The 21,155-nt window shown below is 55.7% G+C and carries 20 protein-coding genes; 2 read left to right on the top strand and 18 right to left on the bottom strand.

Features of this window, described 5'->3' with window-relative positions:
• Positions 1–5: 5 nt before the first annotated feature.
• From cheY to OGY07_RS05200, 9 genes are all read right to left on the bottom strand, one after another.
• Positions 6–395: a chemotaxis response regulator CheY gene (gene cheY, locus OGY07_RS05240; protein ID WP_042283900.1), complete on the bottom strand. Its 390-nt coding sequence runs from the start codon at positions 393–395 to the stop codon at positions 6–8.
• A 17-nt stretch (positions 396–412) separates the two neighbouring features.
• Entirely contained in the window at positions 413–1,462 is a 1,050-nt protein-coding gene (gene cheB, locus OGY07_RS05235) for a protein-glutamate methylesterase/protein glutamine deamidase (RefSeq protein ID WP_042283903.1), read from the bottom strand.
• Positions 1,459–2,325 (bottom strand): protein-glutamate O-methyltransferase CheR, encoded by an 867-nt coding sequence (cheR, locus tag OGY07_RS05230; RefSeq protein WP_060571384.1) that lies wholly within the window; start codon positions 2,323–2,325, stop codon positions 1,459–1,461. Before cheR ends, cheB begins: the two co-directional genes overlap by 4 nt.
• An 87-nt stretch (positions 2,326–2,412) precedes the next feature.
• The gene (tar, locus tag OGY07_RS05225) at positions 2,413–4,074 is read right to left on the bottom strand and encodes a methyl-accepting chemotaxis protein II (protein ID WP_286599111.1); all 1,662 of its coding nucleotides are present in this window, start codon (positions 4,072–4,074) and stop codon (positions 2,413–2,415) included.
• An 81-nt stretch (positions 4,075–4,155) separates the two neighbouring features.
• Positions 4,156–5,121 (bottom strand): Csu type fimbrial protein, encoded by a 966-nt coding sequence (locus OGY07_RS05220; protein WP_392397374.1) that lies wholly within the window; start codon positions 5,119–5,121, stop codon positions 4,156–4,158.
• On the bottom strand, positions 5,118–7,508 hold the full coding sequence (locus OGY07_RS05215) for a fimbria/pilus outer membrane usher protein (RefSeq protein WP_286599110.1): 2,391 nt from the start codon (positions 7,506–7,508) through the stop codon (positions 5,118–5,120). The genes OGY07_RS05220 and OGY07_RS05215 overlap by 4 nt, the downstream gene beginning before the upstream one ends.
• Positions 7,484–8,239, bottom strand: coding sequence for a fimbrial biogenesis chaperone (locus OGY07_RS05210; protein WP_286599108.1), 756 nt, complete (start codon positions 8,237–8,239; stop codon positions 7,484–7,486). The genes OGY07_RS05215 and OGY07_RS05210 overlap by 25 nt, the downstream gene beginning before the upstream one ends.
• Before the next feature lie 16 nt (positions 8,240–8,255).
• Positions 8,256–8,723, bottom strand: a complete 468-nt coding sequence (locus OGY07_RS05205) for a Csu type fimbrial protein (RefSeq protein WP_233470911.1) — start codon at positions 8,721–8,723, stop codon at positions 8,256–8,258.
• 88 nt (positions 8,724–8,811) lie between these two features.
• Entirely contained in the window at positions 8,812–9,381 is a 570-nt protein-coding gene (locus OGY07_RS05200; protein WP_042283919.1) for a Csu type fimbrial protein, read from the bottom strand.
• Positions 9,382–9,804: 423 nt separating this feature from the next.
• Between OGY07_RS05200 and OGY07_RS05195 the strand changes: the two genes are divergently transcribed.
• Positions 9,805–11,073, top strand: a complete 1,269-nt coding sequence (locus OGY07_RS05195; protein WP_286599105.1) for a dicarboxylate/amino acid:cation symporter — start codon at positions 9,805–9,807, stop codon at positions 11,071–11,073.
• 68 nt (positions 11,074–11,141) lie between these two features.
• Here the strand turns inward: OGY07_RS05195 and cheW are convergent, their stop codons facing one another.
• From cheW to flhD, 6 genes are all read right to left on the bottom strand, one after another.
• Positions 11,142–11,645, bottom strand: coding sequence for a chemotaxis protein CheW (cheW, locus tag OGY07_RS05190; RefSeq protein WP_042283923.1), 504 nt, complete (start codon positions 11,643–11,645; stop codon positions 11,142–11,144).
• A 20-nt stretch (positions 11,646–11,665) separates the two neighbouring features.
• A complete protein-coding gene (gene cheA, locus OGY07_RS05185) occupies positions 11,666–13,681 on the bottom strand; it encodes a chemotaxis protein CheA (RefSeq protein WP_286599103.1) in 2,016 nt (671 codons plus the stop codon).
• A gap of 4 nt (positions 13,682–13,685) precedes the next feature.
• Positions 13,686–14,615: a flagellar motor protein MotB gene (motB, locus tag OGY07_RS05180; RefSeq protein WP_042283929.1), complete on the bottom strand. Its 930-nt coding sequence runs from the start codon at positions 14,613–14,615 to the stop codon at positions 13,686–13,688.
• The gene (gene motA, locus OGY07_RS05175; RefSeq protein ID WP_042283932.1) at positions 14,612–15,499 is read right to left on the bottom strand and encodes a flagellar motor stator protein MotA; all 888 of its coding nucleotides are present in this window, start codon (positions 15,497–15,499) and stop codon (positions 14,612–14,614) included. The genes motB and motA overlap by 4 nt, the downstream gene beginning before the upstream one ends.
• Before the next feature lie 127 nt (positions 15,500–15,626).
• Complete coding sequence (gene flhC / locus OGY07_RS05170; protein ID WP_042283935.1) at positions 15,627–16,205, bottom strand: flagellar transcriptional regulator FlhC; 579 nt, start codon at positions 16,203–16,205, stop codon at positions 15,627–15,629.
• A 2-nt stretch (positions 16,206–16,207) separates the two neighbouring features.
• A complete protein-coding gene (gene flhD, locus OGY07_RS05165; RefSeq protein WP_042283937.1) occupies positions 16,208–16,558 on the bottom strand; it encodes a flagellar transcriptional regulator FlhD in 351 nt (116 codons plus the stop codon).
• A gap of 793 nt (positions 16,559–17,351) precedes the next feature.
• On the opposite strand from flhD, the gene uspC reads away from it, so the two are divergent.
• Complete coding sequence (gene uspC, locus OGY07_RS05160; protein ID WP_042283941.1) at positions 17,352–17,780, top strand: universal stress protein UspC; 429 nt, start codon at positions 17,352–17,354, stop codon at positions 17,778–17,780.
• 17 nt (positions 17,781–17,797) lie between these two features.
• Here the strand turns inward: uspC and otsA are convergent, their stop codons facing one another.
• The 3 genes from otsA to araH all read right to left on the bottom strand — a co-directional run bounded on the left by otsA (position 17,798) and on the right by araH (position 21,155).
• Positions 17,798–19,219, bottom strand: a complete 1,422-nt coding sequence (gene otsA, locus OGY07_RS05155) for an alpha,alpha-trehalose-phosphate synthase (protein WP_042283945.1) — start codon at positions 19,217–19,219, stop codon at positions 17,798–17,800.
• Positions 19,194–19,997: a trehalose-phosphatase gene (otsB, locus tag OGY07_RS05150; RefSeq protein WP_042284742.1), complete on the bottom strand. Its 804-nt coding sequence runs from the start codon at positions 19,995–19,997 to the stop codon at positions 19,194–19,196. The genes otsA and otsB overlap by 26 nt, the downstream gene beginning before the upstream one ends.
• 165 nt (positions 19,998–20,162) lie before the next feature.
• The gene (gene araH / locus OGY07_RS05145) at positions 20,163–21,155 is read right to left on the bottom strand and encodes an arabinose ABC transporter permease AraH (RefSeq protein ID WP_042283948.1); all 993 of its coding nucleotides are present in this window, start codon (positions 21,153–21,155) and stop codon (positions 20,163–20,165) included.

Raw genomic sequence — 21,155 nt, 5'->3', positions numbered from 1 at the left:
GCCCCTTACATGCCCAGTTTCTCAAAGATTTTGTTGAGTTTCTCTTCCAATGTCGCGGCGGTAAACGGCTTCACCACGTAGCCGCTGGCACCGGCCTGCGCCGCGGCGATAATGTTCTCTTTCTTCGCTTCCGCCGTCACCATCAGTACCGGCAATGAAGACATGCCGCCGTCTGCGCGAATGGTTTTCAACAGTTCCAGACCGTCCATATTCGGCATGTTCCAGTCAGAGATGACAAAACCAAAGCCGCCCATCTGCAGTTTATTCAATGCGTCCACGCCGTCTTCGGCCTCTTCGACGTTGTTAAATCCCAGTTCCTTAAGCAGGTTACGCACGATGCGACGCATGGTGGAAAAGTCATCCACAACCAGAAACTTAAGCTCTTTGTCCGCCATAAAAAATTACTCCTGAGTCAAATACGTATTGCCTGTCCGGCACTGATTTTCGCCAGCATCTGCTGGCTTACCTGGCTGAGATCGACCACTTCGCTCACGCCACCCATATTGATGGCCTCGCGCGGCATGCCGAACACCACACAACTTGCTTCATTCTGCGCAATCGTCCAGGCGCCCGCCTGGTGCATCGCCAGCATTCCGGCGGCGCCGTCGTTGCCCATCCCCGTCAGGATCACCCCCACGGCGTTGCGCCCCGCGTGTTTCGCTACCGAATGAAACAGCACATCCACAGACGGCCGGTGCCGGTTAACCGGCGGCCCGTCATGAATTTTGATTTGATAGTTTGCCCCGCTGCGCGCCAGCTCCATGTGCTTATCGCCGGGCGCGATGTAGGCATGTCCTGGCAGCACGCGCTCGCCGTCCTCCGCTTCTTTCACGCTGATCTGACACAGTTTGTTCAGACGCTCGGCAAACGAACGGGTAAAACCTGGCGGCATATGCTGCGTAATAATCACTGCCGGGCAGGAAAGCGGCAGCGGCTGCAACACGTGACGAATCGCTTCGGTGCCGCCCGTCGACGCGCCAATGGCGATCAGCTTTTCTGAACTGAGCAACGGCCCGGCTTTCAGGGTCGCTGGCGCGGCCAGTGGCTTATGCGCGCCCAGCCGCGCGCGCGACGCGGTGCGCACTTTTTCGGCAATCATCTCGCTGTAGGCCAGCATCCCTTCGCGGATCCCTAACTGGGGCTTGGTGACAAAATCAATGGCCCCCAGCTCCAGCGCGCGCAACGTCACTTCGGAGCCTTTCCCCGTCAGTGATGACACCATCACCACCGGCATCGGACGCAAGCGCATCAACTTTTCAAGAAAATCGAGGCCGTCCATCCGCGGCATTTCGACGTCCAGCGTCAAAACGTCCGGGTTGTATTTTTTGATTAAATCACGGGCAACGAGCGGATCGGGTGCGGTTGCCACCATCTCCATATCGCTATGGCTGTTGATAATTTCAGTCATGATTTGGCGCATTAGCGCGGAATCATCAACCGATAACACCCTGATTTTACTCATGCTTTATCCTTACTCAGCGCATACACCGTCTGTCCGCGCAGGCTAAAGTCGCGCACGAGGTTGCTAAAGTTCTCTGAATGCCCGGCGAACAGCAGGCCGTCAGGCTTAAGGAGGGGAACAAAACGGCGCAGAATGTCCTGCTGCGTCGTTTTATCGAAATAGATCATCACATTGCGGCAGAAAATCGCATCAAACGGCCCCGGCACGTTGTACTGTTTGTCAAGCAGGTTTATCCCGGCGAACTCCACGTGACTTGCCAGCTCCTGGCGCACGCGCACCAACCCTTCATGGGGGCCGGTGCCGCGCATGAAGTAGCGCTGCAGCTGCTGTGGCGACAGGGTTTTTAACTCATCAAGCCGATAGATGCCGCTGCGGGCTTTTTCCAGCACTTCGGTGTCGATATCACTGGCAAAGACCCGCCAGCGCCCTGGCGCTGTGCCTAACGTATCGGCCAGCGTAATGGCAATACTGTAAGGTTCTTCACCGGTTGACGCCGCCGCGCTCCACACCCGGTATTCGCCATTGCGACGGCGGGCGTGCTCAGCCAGCACCGGAAAGTGATGACCTTCGCGAAAAAAGGCGGTCAGGTTGGTGGTCAACGAGTTGATAAAAGCCTGCCATTCCGCGCTGTTTTGATTCGCTTCCAGCATGCTGAGATAGCGACCAAAATCATCCAGCCCCAGCGTACGCAGACGGCGAACCAGGCGGTTATAAACCATATCCCGCTTATGGTCCGCCAGCACGATCCCCGCGCGCTGATAGATTAACTGACATATCCGACGAAAGTGCGCGTCGGACAGCGCGAGGCGCTGTGTCATCTGTAACAATAATGACGTTTGCCCGTTGGGCAGAGATGATGTCATAGCGCCTTCTCAATCACATTCAGGATACAACGGGCGCCGCCTGCTGCGGCGCCGATTCTTGGTGTGTTACAACGTGTTTATTTGCCGTCAAAATGTTTCCCAGTGGGTGTCGGGTTCAGCGCCGGGTGATGCCTTCTGTGGCTCGCGAGGCGACGGCGCAGAGGCGCGTTCTTCTGTTTTTTGCGTGGTATAAGGGCGAGCGGCGAGACGAAACGCCGACACCGCTCTGGTTAAGCGACTGGCCTGGTCTTCCAGCGCGGCGGCGGCAGCGGCGGACTCCTGCACCAGTGCGGCGTTTTGCTGCGTCACACGATCCATTTCCGACACCGCCAGCGCCACCTGATCGATACCGCGGCTTTGCTCGTCGGACGCCGAGGCGATTTCCCCCATGATGTCAGTCACCCGGGTCACCGCGTTAACAATGTCATTCATCGTGTCACCCGCGCTTTCAACGAGCACCGAGCCGGTATCCACGCGCGCTACTGAATCTTCGATCAGCGCTTTGATTTCTTTTGCCGCCTGCGCGCTGCGGCTGGCGAGATTACGCACCTCTCCGGCAACCACGGCAAAACCACGGCCTTGTTCACCGGCGCGCGCCGCTTCAACCGCCGCGTTCAGCGCCAGGATATTGGTCTGGAACGCAATGCCGTCGATCACGCTAATGATGTCGGCGATTTTCTTCGAACTGTCAGCAATGTCGTGCATCGTTTTAACGACGTTATCCACCACTTTTCCGCCGTGCTGCGCCGTTTCCGAGGCGCTCTGCGCCAGTTGCGACGCCTGGCGGGCGTTGTCGGCGTTCTGTTTCACGGTGGCGGTCAGTTGTTCCATGCTGGCGGCGGTCTCTTCCAGCGCCGAAGCCTGCTGTTCGGTTCGCGAAGAGAGGTCGGTATTGCCAGTGGCAATCTCGCTGGTGCCGGCATAGATGGCGTCGGACCCTTCCCGCACCTGCGTGACGGTTTCAACCAGCGAACGCTGCATGTGATCGACGCTGTCGGCCAGTTCGCCAATCTCATTGCGTCCGGCCACGGTCAGGGTAGTGGTTAAATTGCCGCTGGCGATATCACGGATATGCGCAATGACGCGCCCCAGCGGATTCAACAAGGTGTGACGGATGCCGTACCACACCACCACCAGAATCAGCGCCAGCACGAGCGCGAGAATGGCAAGCTGCCACTGGGCGAACTGATAATCGCGGGCGCTTTCGTCAAAGGCCTGGCGGTAAAGCTTTTCGCTGACGCTGGCATACTTGCCCAGCGCTTCGCCGAGCGCGTTTTGCATTCCCTGAGTCGGCTGGGCAAAGTAGGCGTCCATGTTGCCGCTTTCCAGAAACTGCACCAGTTCGGTTAACGCCGCAAAGTAGGCCTGGTACTTCGCCTCCACCTCAAGACTGGCTTCTTCCATGTCAGGCAGCGGACTGATCGCTTTAAATGCCTTATAGTGCACCGCAGCCTGCGCGAGGGTATTTTTCGCATTCTTCAGCAATGCGGTTTTGGCGCTGCTTTGCTGGTTCGCCGCATCCATCATCATGCGGGCGGAAGAGCGGCTAAGGTTAATACGCGTTTGCAGCATCAGATCCCATGTTGAGGTCAGTTCGCTTTGCTGCTGGCGCAGATCGTTTGAGATAACAAAACTGGTCTGGTTCTGCTGTAAAGATGAAAACAGCAGCCCCCCGGATACAAGCTGTAGCAGTGCGAAAACCCCAAGCACCATCATCAGCATTGTGACAACGCGGATACGGTTAAACATAAGGCACCTTCCTTAAAACGAGTTATCAACGTTATCGGCAACCCGGTTGAGAACTTTACGTTTGCGAAAGGGAAAAACAGATCAGAAGGCGATATCCACAACCACCGTGTCGGTGTAGGTCCCGGCGGGCGGTGTGGTCTGCGTGGTTAACACTCTGGCGGTATAGTTGTAGGTGCGCAGCAGGCCGTCGCTGCTAAGAGAAGACGACGCGCTGCTGGCCCAGCGATCGCCGCCGACGCTTCCCCAGCGGCTGGTGGTGCCTGCCTTATAAATTTCATAGCTCAGACGGTTATTGCCGCTTGCCATGTTGCGTACATTGCCGTTGGCATAGCTGCCATTATTGATGCCTACCGTGTAGGCGCTGCCTTTGGTACAGGTGATCGCCACCGCCTGCGAGACGGCGGGAAAATTGTTCACCAGCGGGGCGCTGCCAAAGTTCACGTTCGGCGCAGTAAGGGTAATACAGTCATTAGTGACGGTCAGGTTTACCTGCAGGTTAGCCGCCACCGTGCCGGTTTGCGCGGTAACGCATAAGCCAAGCGCCCCCACCTGGCAGACATTAAAATAGACGCTGAAGTTAAGCGTCACCTGATACGGCCCGGCGCTAACGTTCTGGCCCGTAAGGGTGCGGAAGTAAAGCGGCAGGGTAAAGCGTGAAGAGCCTAACAGCGCCAGCAATGAACTGCCGCTCCAGGTGTAGCTGCCGCCAATCGGGATCTCACTGTTGCTGGCGCAACCGGACTGCGCGCACATGCGTACCGGAATGGCATCCGTCACCGCTGCGTTATCGCTTCGCCTGAGAGCCGCTCTGTTGCTGACCGAAAGCGTCGCGCCAGTATAGGTCAGAGTGATGGTATCGTTGTTCAACAATCCCAACACCACGTCGCACTGGACCACGAGATTAGCGCTGGTGGCCTGCTCGCTGCTGTTCACGGTAAAAGATGACACGCTGCCAAACGCGCCGCTGGTGGTGGTGACGGCACAGGCGGCCCAGGCCCCCGGCGTAACCAGCAGAAACAGGATCCCCCACAACGCCCGTCCCATCATGGCGCCCCCTTACGGCAGACCAGCGGCCCGTAGGTTTGCAGCTTATGCCCGGGATTGGGCGCAAGAGTGAATGTGGCCGTGCAATGCTCTCCGGCCGGGGTTATCGCCCGGAGTCGGTTCACCTCGGCAAGATTTTCCAGCCAGACGATACCCTCATATCCCACCACCGCAGGCGCACTGTTGTCGCGCAGCACCTGGCTTGCCAGCGGCAGCGGTTGCCCCTCTGCGTCGTGCAAAATCACGCTGGCCACCCGCTCCTGTTCCATTGGGAAATCGACCAGATAACCGCTCTGACGACGCAGCGCGACTTTGCGCTCGGTCTCCTTCAGGCGGGTATCCGCGGGCAGGTTGAGGGTATTAATGCTGTAGCTCGCAGGATAATAAGCGGATACGCCGCTTATCAGCAAAAAGCCGTTCTCATTGGTTTTGCCGACCGGTTGGTTCTCATAGTTCACCGGCACTTCAGGCTGACCGTCAGTACTGACCACCACAAATGCATCGTTGATTTTATTGGCGGCGAAGAGTTGATTTTCCATCAACACCAGCGATCCCATGGCCTCTCCCCACCAGGTCATGGCGTTGCTTTCGCCGTAAGCGCCCCCCTGTAATTCAACGTTATTATTGCGCCAGCCCAGCGTCGCTTGCTGGTAGTTTCGCGCCTGGGTCTGTCGCGCCCACGCCAGATTCCAGCTGAACCCGCCGTCCGTCGGCATCGAGTGGTTATAGTTGATACGCTGCGTCTGCCCGGCATCCGGCGTTTTCTCGGCGCTCAGCGCCACGCTGTCGCGATCGCCCAGTGGAATTTGCACCGACATTGCCAGCGTCCAGTCACCCTGCTGGTTGTCACGACTGGCAGCCAGATAGATACTGCTGCTTCCCCATAAATTGCGGCTCCAGGAGAGATTGAGCAGCTCCGTTTTTTGCGCGTCGAAGCTGCGGATGCCAATCCACGCCGCGCCAATATTGCCGAAGGTTCCCATATTAACGGTTAACGAATACTGATCGCTGCGCTGACTTAAAGAGGCCAGCGGGCGGTTGTCGTCATCCACCAGCGCGGTCTGGTCATATAACGCCAGGTTGCCGAAACCGCGCTCGCGGCGGGAATGTTGCGTGGCGACGCTAAAGGCTGCGGTACTGTACTGATACCCCCAGTTAAGCTGATTACCGTGGTGACCGCGCATTTTGCTTTCCGTCCATGCGCCGTTCACAACGCCAAAGCGGCCCACTTTCACCAGTGCGCCCACACCGCCCAGCGCCAGTTCTTCGGCGCCTTCGCCATGACCTTCAAGCGTCAGAGCGTCATTGACGCCATAGCGATAGCTCGCGCTGCCCACCGCCGGGCCGTAATCAAAATTATCAATACCGTAGTTGCGCCGCAGACTGCCGAGCGTGACGGCGCCGTCGCTGACGCCCGATTTCAACAAATTGCTGGCGACATAAAACGGTAAGGTGGTGCTGACCTGTCTGCCAAGCGCGTCACGGGTGACCAGCACCGCGTCTCCCGCACCGTTTATATAAGGAAGGTTCGTCAGCGTAAACGGCCCGGGCTGCAGCTCCGTTGACCCCGCGCGATAACCGTTGATGAACAGATCCACAGCGGTCGGCACCGCAGCTTCACCGGAGAATGCCGGCAGCGGCCAGGTCACCAGATCCGGACGCAGCGAGAAGTCGCGTCCCCAGGAGATCCCGCCGACGCGGACGCTGTTGCTCCAGCTCAGGGCGTCAGTAATCACATCTCCCACCTGCCACTGGGTCGCATTTTCCTCATGGGTTGCGGTAAAAACCGTATCGTAACGCACATAGCCATCCTGCCAGTCATCGTCCCCCGCCAGATTTTGTCGCACGTACCCGGTGGAAGAGAGCGAACCCGCATCGTTAAAAAAGCGCAGCTCATGCCAGACGGAGGCCTGGCTGTCGCCATCCTGGGTACTGCTGGCGTAAACGTCGTAATTCAGCAACGCCCCGCTGCCGTTTCTCGCCACAGACGTCGGGGATTCACCGCCAAACGGCGTGCTGCGTACCGGTAACCATTCGCGCGGCACGCTGAGCAGCAGTCGCTGACCGCTGCTGTCGTAATCCACTTTCACCTGCGTCATCCGGGAGAGATTCACCTCCCCCGCCGCCAGCTGTTCGGCAGGCAGGCCAGCCTGTTGCAGATCGGCGCTGGCGACAAAGAAGTCGCCGCCGCGCCGGGTTACCGCCACCACCTTTTGCGTCTCGTAGTGGTTAACCACCAGCGCCAGATGAAAAACCGCCTGCCGATCGAGCGCGCGCGCATCCGGTGGCGGAGGCAATACATCATCGCCGCTCCCGGCGCGGCAAAGCCCGCTGGTGGTCAGTATGGCCATCACAAACACGCCGCTCAGTTGGCGGGACCAGACAACCATTTGCCGTCCTGCGCGTTGATTGCCGCGGTTAATCGGTCCGGACGGGTTGCGCCAGTGGGTAACGGCCAGCGGCGGAAACTCCCCGGCAACACATACCCGAGCAGCCCCTCGGCCATCGTGTGTTGAGACCCGCCCTGTTGCAGTGACACTTTGCTCAGCCGGACATGCACGTCACTGTCATTGCGCACTTCCAGCTGTGGTTGCCCTTCGCTACGCACCACCCGCCAGTGCAGTTGCGAAGGCTTCACCTGCGCGTGATGTTCCCCTTGCGCCCAGGTCTGCACCCCCTGTCCGTAAACAAACAGCGGTAGTGAATAGCGCATCTGCACCTTCAGTCCCATCTGTGGTGTACTGGCGGGGTCCGGCTGGGGGATCTCGTCCACGATGATCCGGTAAGCCTGCTCCACACCGGCAGGAACGGTCGTCTGTTTAATCAGGCGAATGAGCTGCTTACTGCCTTTTTCGATACGGACAATCGGCGGGCTGGCGACCACCTCCTGCTGCGCCTTATAGCGTTCATATCCATTTTCCTGCTGCCAGCGCACAATGCGTACCTGCATCGTCGTGGGCGTGTCGCCCTGATTCTGGATCCACAGTTCGGTGGCATTATTCTCCGCCGCCAGCCAGGGATCGATGGGCCACAGCAGTATTGTGGCGGCGCTATTGGCCCCGGGTGAGACCAGTGCTGCCGTGAGTACCGACAACAGTCCGAACGATGCTCGCACCTTCATTTCACTTCTCCCTTCGCTACCATGACAAGGTCACCGTAAGCTGATCTGAATAATTACCTGCCGGGCTAAAACCCGTTAAAAACGCGACGCCAAACAGCGGTAGCGCAATATTGTTACTGTTGGTATAGGTGACAGAGACCGGCTGGTTGACGCCAATCTCACTGTTCGCCGCCAGCGAGGCGGTACGGTACAAACGGTACCCCACGCGCTGCGTCCCGCCGTCACGCTGCATATGACGCACCGTACCGTAATAGCGTCCGCCATCCACCGTCATGCTCAGCGCCACGCCTGGCGTACAGGCCAACGCCAGAGCGGCGTTTGGCACAAACTGGGCGTTCACCTGACGGTTCTCCACGCCGCTGTAGCTGCCAAAGTTCAGATTCCCCATCGCCGCTCCGCTCCCCGTGGTAACCGAACAGCCCGGCACGATGGTGGCATTCACCTGAAAGGATTGCGTGGTAATGGCATAGGCCGGGAAAGCCATCAGCGCGAGAACCGTCAAAAAAAGACGTCGCTTTCCCCCGCCTCCCCACAGGAAGCGCCTGAACCGTGTTCTCATTTAAAGAGACGTATCAGTAAATAACGCTGACGTTGATGGTGTCCGTGTACGTACCGGGAACCACGGTCACGCTGTTACCGCCGCCCTGGATCCGACCGAAGATCGTATAGTTATCGACCCCGGCTGTAGTGGAGACTTTAGGAATAGGAGTATTGTTAGCGATCACGTTATTGAAGCCGCTGTCGCTGTAGAGGCTGTACGCCACGCCCTGAGTGGTATTCGCGGCGTTCACCAGATAACGGGCTGGCGTTCCCGGCGTACCGACCACCGAGCCCGGCGCGGAAGAGTTGGTATTACCGGTAATCTGTACGGTGTAGTCGGTGGTGGTGCACTGGATACCAAAACTGTTGCCCCCTGCGGCGCCGGTGAGCTGGGTGGTCAGTTCAGAAAAGGTGGCGGGATGCGTCCCGAAATTCAACGTACCAAAGTTGATACCGTTCTGACTGGGCGAGCCGTTTATCAGGCAGCCATTGGTTAACGTCAGTGACACCCCGACCGTGCCGCTGCTGGTTACCGCCATCGTCGAAGGCAAGGGAACAAGAAAAATGCCAGCTATACCCAGGAACCGAGAAAATGTGTTCATGACTCCACCTCCGAAATACCGTCACGTTGACGAAAGCCAGCACCGACGTAGCGAGAAAGTTCGCACACGTTCAGAAAACAAACCGATAATCAGAAATTTAGTTTACGGCGCGGAAAACAACCACTGGCGTTACGCTTGTTCATACAGAGGGGTGATTGACGTAAAAACAGCATATATATCAGTCCATTAACTTTCATTACATCTCATTTACCCTGCTCCGTCGAAGGATATATTCATTCTTATGCGATCCAGATCACGAAAACGCCCTTCGAAGAACACAACAAAATGCGTAATTAATAAAAAATAGTTGTAAGCCGGGCGGGAATACGCCAATTTAGGTAGTAAATAAATCTTCACCAATAAATTCACAAAACAAATATATCGCTGATAACAAATTGTTAAATTCAGCCCGAGGGATTTTCAGTGGCAAATGCAAATAAACTCACGATATTCATCGTGATTTTCATGCTGGCAGGCATTGTGTCAGGCGCGGTTATTCACTCCTGGACATCCGAAAGCGTGATTACCGCCTGGGCAGAGAACATCACCCTTCTTACCGATATCTTTTTGCGCCTGATAAAAATGGTCATTGCGCCGTTAGTCTTCAGTACGCTGACCGTTGGCATTATGCGTCTGGGCGAGACCACCACCATCGGGCGCGTGGGCGGTAAGGCGATGATCTGGTTTATCAGCTCCTCGATACTGTCGATTCTGGTAGGGCTGTTTATTGTTACCCTTGAACAGCCCGGCAGCGGCCTGAACCTGACCATTCCCAAAGACGCGGTGGAAACCGGTCTGGCGGTGGGCGGTATGAGCCTGAAAGGCTTTCTGTCACATACGATCCCCACCAGCATTGCCGAAGCGATGGCGAATAATGAAATTTTGCAGATCGTGGTGTTCTCAATGTTCTTTGGTATCGGCGGCGCGTCGCTGGGCGAGAAATTCAACACCCCACTGGTTGCCGCGCTGGATGTGGTTTCGCATATTATGCTGAAGGTGACGGGCTACGTGATGTATGTGGCTCCACTGGCGATATTTGCCGCGATTTCTTCGGTGATCGCCACCGAAGGAGTGGGGATTTTACTCAACTACGCCTCGTTTATCGGCGGCTATTACGTCGCCATTCTGATGACCTGCCTGGTGCTGTTGGCCGCAGGTTATCTGGTGCTGAAAAAAGAGGTGTTCCGGCTGGTCAGTCTGCTGAAGGAACCTGTGCTGGTCGCCTTTACCACCAGCAGTTCTGAAGCCGCTTACCCGAAAACCCTGGAGTTGCTGACCAAATTCGGCTGCTCGCGCAATATTGTTTCTTTCGTTTTGCCGATCGGGTATTCCTTTAATCTGGTCGGTTCGATGGTGTACTGTTCGTTTGCGTCGATGTTTATCGCCCAGGCGTACAATATTCACCTGTCGTTGGCTGAGATCAGCGTGCTGATGCTGACCCTGATGCTGGCCTCAAAAGGGATTGCCGGCGTTCCGCGTTCGGCGCTGGTAGTGCTGGCGGCAACCATTCCGAGCTTCAATATCCCGGTGGCGGGCATTTTGTTGCTGATGGGTATCGACCATTTCCTCGACATGGGGCGTTCCGCCATCAATGTGTTAGGTAACGGCATTGCCACCGCGATGCTGGCGCAGGATGAAGGATTACTGACGGAAAGCGAAAAAGAAGTGGCAGAGCAGGAAGTTAACGCGTAACGGTTTATGCTAACGGATACCGCTGATACGCAGGCCCGGAAGCGGCATCACCGCCGGGCCTGCGCCCCTTACGCCATATGCGAGGCGGCAATATCCAGCAGCGCCATTTCGTCACTGTTCAGCAGTTTTTCAATATTCACCAGAATCAGCATACGTTCGCCCAGCGCGCCCAGTCCCGTCAGGTATTCCGTTGACAAGGTGACGGCAAACTCCGGCGCAGGACGAATCTGTTCCGCGGTCAGCGACAGCACGTCGGAAACACCATCAACGACAATGCCGACCACGCGCTGCCCCAGGTTAAGCACGATCACGACCGTGTTATCGTTGTACTCAACGTCACCCTCGCAGAACTTCACGCGCAGATCGACGATTGGCACGATCACACCGCGCAGGTTGGTCACTCCTTTGATAAACGCAGGGGTGTTGGCTATCCGGGTAACCTGATCATAGCCGCGGATTTCCTGCACTTTCAGAATATCAATACCGTATTCTTCGTCTCCCAGCGTAAACACCAGGAACTCCTGACCTGACGGCTCGCCGGCCAGTTTGGTTACATTAGTCATACCGGTCATATTTTTCCTTTCTCACTCAATCAGGCGGCGGTGATCGCCATACGTTGTTCGCGATTTAAACTCTGCAGGGCAGAGACATCCACAATCAGCGCGACGCTACCATCGCCGAGGATCGTCGCGGCGGAAATCCCCGGCACTTTGCGATAGTTGCTTTCCAGGTTCTTTACCACCACCTGGTGCTGACCAATCAGCTGATCAACCAGCAGCGCGTAACGGCGACCGCCGCTTTGCAGGATCACCACAATGCCCTGGGTGGCCTCCGTTTTCGCCCCTTCAACGTCGAAGACTTTCCACAGTTCCACCAGCGGCAGGTATTCTCCACGCACTTCCAGCACGCGCTCGCCACCGGCCAGCGGATGCAGATCGTCCTCGCGCGGTTGCAGCGATTCCATTACCGCATTCAGCGGCAAAATAAAGACTTCATCAGCGACGCGAATGGACATGCCGTCGAGAATCGCCAGCGTCAGCGGCAGCAAAATACGGATGGTGGTACCGGCGCCCTGTTTCGACTGGATCTCCACATGGCCGCCCATCTCCTGGATGTTACGTTTCACCACATCCATGCCCACGCCGCGACCGGAAACGTCAGTCACCTGTTCGGCGGTAGAGAAGCCAGGGGCAAAAATCAGCATACCGACTTCGTCATCGGTCATATTTTCGTTTACCGCCATCCCCTGGGCGATCGCTTTTGCGAGGATCCGCTCGCGGTTTAACCCCGCGCCGTCGTCGGTCACTTCAATGCAAATGTTGCCGCCCTGATGTTCTGCGGACAGGATCAGATTTCCGACCGCATTTTTACCGGCCTCAAGGCGTTTTTCCGGCAGCTCGATGCCGTGGTCGAGACTGTTGCGCACCAGATGCGTCAGCGGATCGATAATGCGTTCAATCAGACTTTTATCGAGTTCGGTGGAGCTGCCCACCAGCGTCAGTTCCACTTGTTTGCCGAGCTTGCCCGCCAGATCCCGCACCAGACGCGGGAAGCGGCTGAAAACGTATTCCATCGGCATCATGCGAATCGACATCACCGACTCCTGCAAATCGCGGGCGTTACGTTGTAACTGCCCCATGCTGGTGATGAGATCGCCATGATTAACCGGGTCAAGTTCGTTCGAACGTTGGGCCAGCATCGACTGAGTGATCACCAGTTCACCCACCAGGTTGATGAGCTGATCGACCTTCTCCACTGCCACGCGAATGCTGGTCGATTCGCTGGCGCGCGCGGGCTTTTCGCGCTCCGCACGTCCGGCATGCGCGTCGGCAGCGGGCGATTTAACGGCCGGGACCACAGCGACAGGCTGCGCAACAGCGGCGGGCGGTTCAGCCGCGACCGCAGGGGCGTTCGGCGCGACGACTTTTTCGAAGGAAATCTGATCGGCTTCGATCACAAAGCACAGCACTGCCACCACATCCTCTTCGGCGACACCGCCGTCCAGGGTGGCGGCAAGCGAATCGGCGCCTTTCACCACGTCGGTTAAGGTGCTCAAATTGCCCAGTTCCTCCTCCAGCAGATCAATCTCACTGGCTTTCAGGCGGGACAGATTAATGCGCAATTTTTCTTCTACTGTCGGCGCGCCGCCCTCATCAGGCGTTGTGTCCACGACGCTCAGCCGGGCGTTTGCCACCACCGCAGGCGCGGTTTCGCCCTTCGCTTCCAGCGCCAGCTGGCGCAATGCATTGCAGATATATTCGAAGCTAGCGGCATCCGGCTCCTGGGAGCTTTTATAGGCGTCGAGCTGTTCCTGCATAATATCTTTCGTTTCCAAAAACAGGTTGATAATGTCGGTGTTGAGCTGCATTTCACCACGGCGCGCTTCATCCAGCAGGTTCTCCATCAGATGGGTCGTTTCCTGCAAAATGGTGAAGCCGAAGGTTCCGGCGCCGCCTTTAATGGAATGCGCGGCGCGGAAAATGGCATTCAACTGCTCGGCGTCCGGCGCGTCGGGCGCAAGGTCGAGCAGGTGTTGCTCCATGTCAGCCAACAACTCGTCAGCTTCATCAAAAAAGGTCTGATAAAAATCGCTAATATCCATGCTCACGCTATCACCTCGGATTGGCTGGTGGCGATGTGGGAACGCTTACCTGCGGTGCCGCCGCAGGCTGTTGTAATACACTTACCGGCTCGTTCTGGCTTTCAGCGTTTTCATGCAAAATTGACTGTTCAGCCTGTTTATTCAGTACCAGCAGGCTGATCCGGCGGTTAATGGCGTCATCGGGGCCGCGATCGCTCAGGCGCATCGTGGCGGCCATCCCCACCACCCGTAACACTTTTCCATCATCCAGACCGCCCTGCACCAGTTCACGCCGCGACGCATTCGCGCGGTCGGCGGACAATTCCCAGTTGCTGTAGCCTTTCTCCCCGTTGGCATAGGGAAAATCATCCGTATGCCCGGACAGGCTGATTCGGTTTGGAATCCCGTTCAGCACGGGCGCGATCGCCCGCAGAATGTCGCGCATATACGGCTCGACCTCGGCACTGCCGGTTTTAAACATCGGGCGATTCTGACTGTCGATAATCTGAATACGCAGCCCTTCCTGCACCAGATCGATCTTCAGATGCGGACGCAACGCCCGCAGTTTCGGGTCGGATTCAATCAGCTGATCGAGGTCGCCACGCAGTTTGCTCAACCGGTTTTGCTCCATCCGCTTCCGTAATGCCTCGATGTCAGGCTGTTTATTCACTTCTCCCTGTTGTTGGGTGAAGTCATCACCACCGCCGGGAATCGGGCTCTGGCTGTTGGCGATCCGGTTGCCGCCGGTGATCGCCGTCGCCAGCGGCGTACGGAAATATTCGGCAATTTGAATCAGTTCTTTAGGGCTGGAGATGGAAATGAGCCACATCACCAGAAAAAAGGCCATCATGGCTGTCATAAAATCAGCGTAGGCAATCTTCCACGAACCGTGAGCGCCGCCGCCGTGCCCTTTATGTTTGCGTCGTTTGACGACGACGATAGGATGGGACTGATTCTTCATGCGTCCTCAGTCGTCGTCTGCTGATTAGGGTTTCTGACCGCCCGCACGTGCTCTTCCAGTTCAATGAATGACGGGCGCTCGCTGGAATAGAGGGTTTTGCGGCCAAATTCGACGGCGATCGGTGGGGCATAGCCATTCAGATTTGATAGCAGCGTAATCTTGACGCACTGCATCATCTTAGTGGTCTCGGCGCTTTTCTGACGCAGCACGCTGGCCAGCGGCGAGATGAAACCATAGGCAAGTAAAATACCGAGGAAGGTGCCGACCATCGCATGGGCGATCAGCGCACCCAGTTCAGCAGCGGGCCTGTCGGCGGAAGCCAGCGCGTGAACCACCCCCATCACCGCGGCGACGATACCAAACGCCGGTAGCGAATCGCCCATCAGCGCCAGGCTGTTCGCCGGGACTTCCGCTTCGCTTTCGTGGGTTTCGATCTCCTCGTCCATCAGCGCTTCAATTTCGAAAGTATTCATATTGCCGCTGATAATCAGACGCAGGTAATCGACAATAAAATCCAGCATGACCGCATCGGCAAGAATGCGCGGATAGCTGGTAAAAATTTCACTCTCTTTCGGGTTCTCAATGTCACGCTCAAGGGAAAACATCCCCTGCTGGCGTGACTTAGCCATCAGGCGGTAGAGCAGCGCCAGCAGATCCATGTACATCGCTTTGGTGTATTTGGATCGGCGAAACAGCAGCGGCAACGCCTTCAGCGTTCCCTTAATCGCTTTACCGTTGTTGCCGACAATAAACGCCCCGACCCCCGCGCCGCCGATGATCACAAATTCAGCCGGTTGATAGAGTGCCCCAAGGTGCCCGCCGGTCATCATATAACCGCCGAAAACTGTACCGATAACAACCAGGTAACCTAATAAGATAAGCACGACATCATCCTTCCGCTGTTGACTATGACAGGATGCGCAGTCGGGGGGCGTTAACGCGTTGGCGAGGCAAAAAAAAGCAGCGGTAATCGCTTACCGCTGCTGGAGTGTCTTGTCCACACCGTGTCGGTTAAACAGCCTGTTCGACCTGTTCATCCAGCAGTTGTGGAATAATATCGGCAGCATCCTGGGAAAGTTTACGTCTTTTTACCGCGCGGGAAGGCGGCTGGCACAAACTGCAGGCAAAACTCCCGGCAGGCTGATGCGCATGGGTAATAAAATTCCCGCCGCAACAGCTACAGCTCGACAGTTGCAGCAATCCGCTTTCAACGAAACGCACCAGCGTCCAGGCGCGGGTCAGCGCCAACAGCGGACCGTCTTCCCCTTGCGGACACTGTTCGAGGTATAACCGGTAGGCCTTGATCACCGCATCCACACCGCTGCACAGACCGGTTTTGAGTAAAAACTGCCAGGCATTACAGAACATGGAAGCATGAATATTTTGCTCCCAGGTCATAAACCAGTCAGTAGAAAACGGCAGCATGCCTTTAGGCGGGGGGCTACCGCGGAGTTCTTTGTACAATTTGATGAGGCGGCCGCGACTTAACTGCGTCTCGCTTTCCAGCATTTGCAAACGGGCGCCCAGAGTGATCAATTCCATCGCTAACTGGATATCGCGAGCTTCCTGAACAATGCTTTTTTCACTCATCGTCAGGCCCTTTTTTTCCGTGCGGTTTCATCAGCCTGTTCGACATCACTCAACAGACGCGTGGACAACATGATACCGGTATGAATTTGCTGGAGATCGTCTACCCGTGAGTCCTGAGTCAGCCGGGTGATGGTCTGATGATTGTCGAAGCGGAAGTGACATACCAGTTGGTTTGTTTCCGCCAGTTTGACCATCTGTGGCAAGGTCAGGGCACCCAGCGAGGTCGCCATCTCTTCCGTGATCCCGAGACGAAACATGGCGGACGCTTTGTCCTGAACGATCAGACGCTGTGCAAGGAGTAAATATGACAAATTGATGTCATAAATGTGTTTCAGCAACTCGGATGTATGCATTATTCCCATCCAGAATAACCAACTTTATTTTTTATGCGGCGTAACCGCACCCCGTGATGTCGCCGGGAAATCCCGGTAAATAAAAGCAAATAGGTCAAATACATAGCAGATCTCAGACAGAAATATGCACGCTGCGAACGTCATGACAACCTTGTCAGGCGCTTACAGACGAACATGATTTCTTACAAATGCCTAAGATTTTTCCTAAATCGACGCAACTGTACTCGTCACTCCCAAGACATACAACAAAGCCACGCTGCGAATTTGGAAAATATGTGATGCACATCACATAAATTAACTTATTCGATAACATAAATCCATCAGTTGAGCTTTTATTTTGATGAATAATTAGCCAACAAAACCCCTTTTTGTTTCCAGGGTCATTAAAAAAAGAGCCGGATACAGAGAAAAATATTACGACACAGAAGTTAAAATAACGGTGAGAAAATACTCGTTTTCCATTAATTTCACCATGAAGGGATGAATATTTTTATCGTTTATAAACAATGAGTTAATTGTTTTCTAATTTTTATCAATGCGTGCTATTTATGCCTATAAAGAAATTAATAACTTTCGTAAATTTGTTAAGAGGAAAAATTGATGCGCGCGAAATTTGATTTAAGTCATCCCATTTCGGACATAATTTTGGTTATTCCTTCAGAATATTTATAAGAAAACTTAATGAATAATTATGATTGCCTTCACATTATTGTCATCGTAAAGCATTGCAGTTGTCCTCATTTCGGAGTAATGCTGAAGAACCCTCTCATATTCTTGCAATAAGGAGCGAGTTATGAGTTACCGTCACATCCTGGTTGCCGTCGCGGTCACCCCGGAAAGCCAGCAGCTTCTGGCAAAAGCGGTTTCGATTGCCCAACCCGTCAATGCGCGTATCAGCCTTATCACCCTTGCCTCCGATCCGGAACTGTATAATCAGTTCGCTGCGCCGATGCTGGAAGATTTACGCGCCGTGATGCATGAAGAAACCCATGATTTTCTGGAAAAGTTAGGAAAAGATGCCGGTTACCCGATCGCCCAAACTTTTATCACTTACGGCGAACTGAGCGAGCATATTCTGGACGTGTGCCGCAAACACGACGTCGATCTGGTGGTTTGCGGCAATCATAATCAAAGTTTCTTTTCGCGAGCGTCCTGCTCGGCGAAAAGCGTTGTCAGTTCAAGCCTGGTGGACGTCCTGCTCGTCCCGCTGGATGGCGAATAACCGCCTCTCAGCCGCCATCAGGCCAGTTTCGGGAAGGTCGCCACTTTGTTCTGCTGCAGGCTGTCAGCACTGCGCGGCGCGATCTGCTTTAAATCGCAGATAAAGCGCTCCTGCCAGTGGTTGATGTCATTTTTAACAATCACCTCCAGCATTTCCGCGTGGCGGGATATGCGCTCCGCCAGCGGCATCGTTAACGCGCGATCCAGCGCCGCGGCCACTTCGTCACGATCGTAAGGATTGACGATCAGCGCAGACGTCAACTCGTTCGCCGCGCCGGCGAATTGTGAAAGCACCAGCACGCCGGGGTTCGCCGGGTCCTGCGCGGCCACGAACTCTTTCGCCACCAGGTTCATACCGTCACGCAGCGGCGTCACCAGCCCTACGTCAGAGTAGCGAAAGACTTTCATCAACAGCTTGCGATCAAAATGCTGATTCAGGTAGAACAGCGGCGTCCAGCCCAGTTGACCATATTTACCGTTGATGCGTCCGGCTTCGGTCTCAAGCTGATGACGGATATCCTGGTAGGCCTGAACATCGCCACGGGAGGTGGGGGCTATCTGGGTATAGCGAATTTTGCCGTGGTGCTGCGGGTATTTCTCCAGCAGCGCTTCATAAGCCTGAAAACGCTCCGGCAACCCTTTCGAGTAGTCGAGGCGCTCAACGGAAAAAATATTCTTCAGATTTTTGAGTTCAGCCTTGAGCTGCGCCAGTTTCGGCGGCAGCGGACCCGAGGCCTGCTGAGCGATCTCATCTGGCTCGATGCCGATAGGATACACCTCGGTACGGAAGCTTTTGCCCCACGCGATGTGGCTTCGGCTTTCACGGGTCGCGACTCTCGTCAGGCTGGACAAGCTGTCCAGGAACGCCAGACGGTCATTTTCCGTCTGGAATCCCAACAGATCGAAGTCGCACAGTTGTTCCAGTAGCTCTTCTGAACACGGCAGCGCGTTAAAGATTTCTGGCGTCGGGAACGGAATATGCAGGAAGAAGCCGATGCGATTATTTACCCCACGCTTACGCAGCTCGCTGGCGAACGGCAGCAGGTGATAATCGTGGATCCAGATGATGTCATCCTCTTTTAGCAGCGGCAGCAGCTTGTCCGCTAACAGCGCATTGACCCGCTGATAACCTTCCCACGCCGAACGCTGGAAATTCACCAGATCCAGACGGTAGTGAAAGGCCGGCCATAACACGGCATTAGAAAACTGGTTGTAATACTCTTCGTGATCCTGCTCGCTCAGATTAAACGACGCCCAGGTAATGTTGCCCCGGGTCACCTTTTTTAACGGCTGATCCTCGTTCCCCAGTTCGCCACTCCAACCGAACCATAATCCTCCTGCGGCTTTCAGCGCGCCCAGCACGCCGACGGCCAGTCCGCCTGCGCTGGTTTTATTGTCCGGGGGAGCAATTCGATTAGATACTACGACTAAACGACTCATAGCCATCTCTCCTGTCATTCGTGTTTTTTTCTTGTTGTTGTGAAGTGTGAATAGTTTCGATCCAACGCCATACGTCGGGAACGCTTGCGAGACGCCATTTCGCCAGGGTTTCTCCCTCACCCACTTTGATTGACATACCCCCCGCGTTGTTCACCACGGCAAATCCTGTTTCATCGGTCAAGTCATCTCCCAAAAATACCGGGATTCGCCCGGCAAACGGCGCTTCCTGCATAAACGCAGAGATCGCCTCTCCCTTGTTGGTCCCCTTCGGTTTTATCTCTACAACGCATTTACCCTGCTGTATGGCCAGTTGCGGCCAGGTCTGGGTAATGCGGCTCGCTATCGCCTGAAGGGTCGCCTCATGCTCTGGTGCCTGACGATAGTGCAGCGCAAAGGCCATGCCTTTGGTCTCGAGTTCAGTGCCTGGCAGATTCGCCAGCGCGGTATGCAGTTGCAGGCTCACCTCACGCTCTATGGCTTGCGGAAGATGAACGATATGCGTCCGGCCATGAATATCGCGCCGCTCGGCGCCGTGGACACCCGCCAGCGGAAAACGCCAGGGTTTCGCCAGCGCATCAAGTTCCGCCATGGAACGCCCTGAAACCAGTGCCAGTGCTCCAGCGCTGTTCTCGGCAAGACGGTGAAGCATCTGAAGAATCGTTGGTGGCACAACGACCTGGTCAGGATGCGGTTTGATCTCCGCCAGGGTGCCATCAAGATCAAAAAAGTAAGCGTAGAGAGCGGATTGTTCAGGGATTGCGGTTAACGGTTCTGCCACCCGGTTCTCCTCCTTATCATTATTTCCGGCAACGCGCGGATCGCGCCCCATAGTCATGTAAGTATAGACAGTGTGACCCTGCTCGCCATTTAGAAAGACAGTTGCCAGCCGGGGTAGCGGCTGGCAAAAGGGAGGAACTAGACTAAAAAGTTGAGGATTTTTTTATCAAACACTGCGCTTCGCTTTTTGCTTGTAACGGTCGAAGATCACTGCTGCCAGCAGGATTAAGCCGCGTACCACGTACTGGGCGAAAGGCGAAATATTCAGCAGGTTCATGGCGTTCTCAACGGTGCCTAAAATAAGGACTCCGGCGACCACATATGAGATTTTTCCGATGCCGCCTTTGAGGGAAACGCCGCCTAACACGCAGGCGGAAATGACGATCAGCTCGTAACCGATAGAGGTCATTGGCTGTCCGCTGGTCATGCGCGACGCGAGGATAATCCCGGCCGCCGCAGACACCAGCCCCGACAGCACGAAGATGATGATTTTGGTCCGAACGACCGGTACCCCCGCCAGACGCGCCGCCTCTTCATTTCCCCCAATCGCCAGCGTATTGCGTCCAAAGGTGGTTTTATTCAGCAGTAAACCAAAAATGATCAGGCAGGCGACCGTCAGCCAGATGGGGGCCGGTAGGCCGAACCAGTTGGCGTAGCCAAGGGTGAAAAAGCGTTCATCCTCAATCCCTACGGCTTTACCGTCAGAGATGATATAGGCCAGCCCGCGGACAATCTGCATCGTCGCCAGCGTGGTAATCAGCGCGTTAATCTTCAGCCTGGCGATTACAAAGCCATTAACCAGCCCGCACAGCACGCCGAGCAGCAACCCCGCGCCGACGCCAATCCACAGGCTTTCGCTCATGTTGATCACCACTGCCGTGGTTACCCCGGCACAGGCGATCACCGAGGCGACAGAGAGGTCAAAATCCCCTGACGCCAGGCAGAATAACATGCCGCATGCCACCATCCCCGACATAGAGATAGCCAGCCCCAGCCCTTTCATGTTGATGAAGGTGGCAAAGTTAGGCACAAAAATCGCGCAGGCGAGGAACAGAACGGCGAAGACCACCAGCATGCCATACTGATCCCAGATGCGACCCAGACTAAACGACGACGGCGACTTCGGCGCGCCAGAACCAGACGTTGTTACGGAAGACAT

This window comes from Citrobacter sp. Cs237, from assembly GCF_030332325.1.
Classification (GTDB): Bacteria; Pseudomonadota; Gammaproteobacteria; order Enterobacterales; family Enterobacteriaceae; genus Citrobacter_A; species Citrobacter_A sedlakii.
The sequence above is the reverse complement of the archived record's forward strand: the minus strand, read 5'-3'. Positions and strand labels throughout refer to the sequence as shown.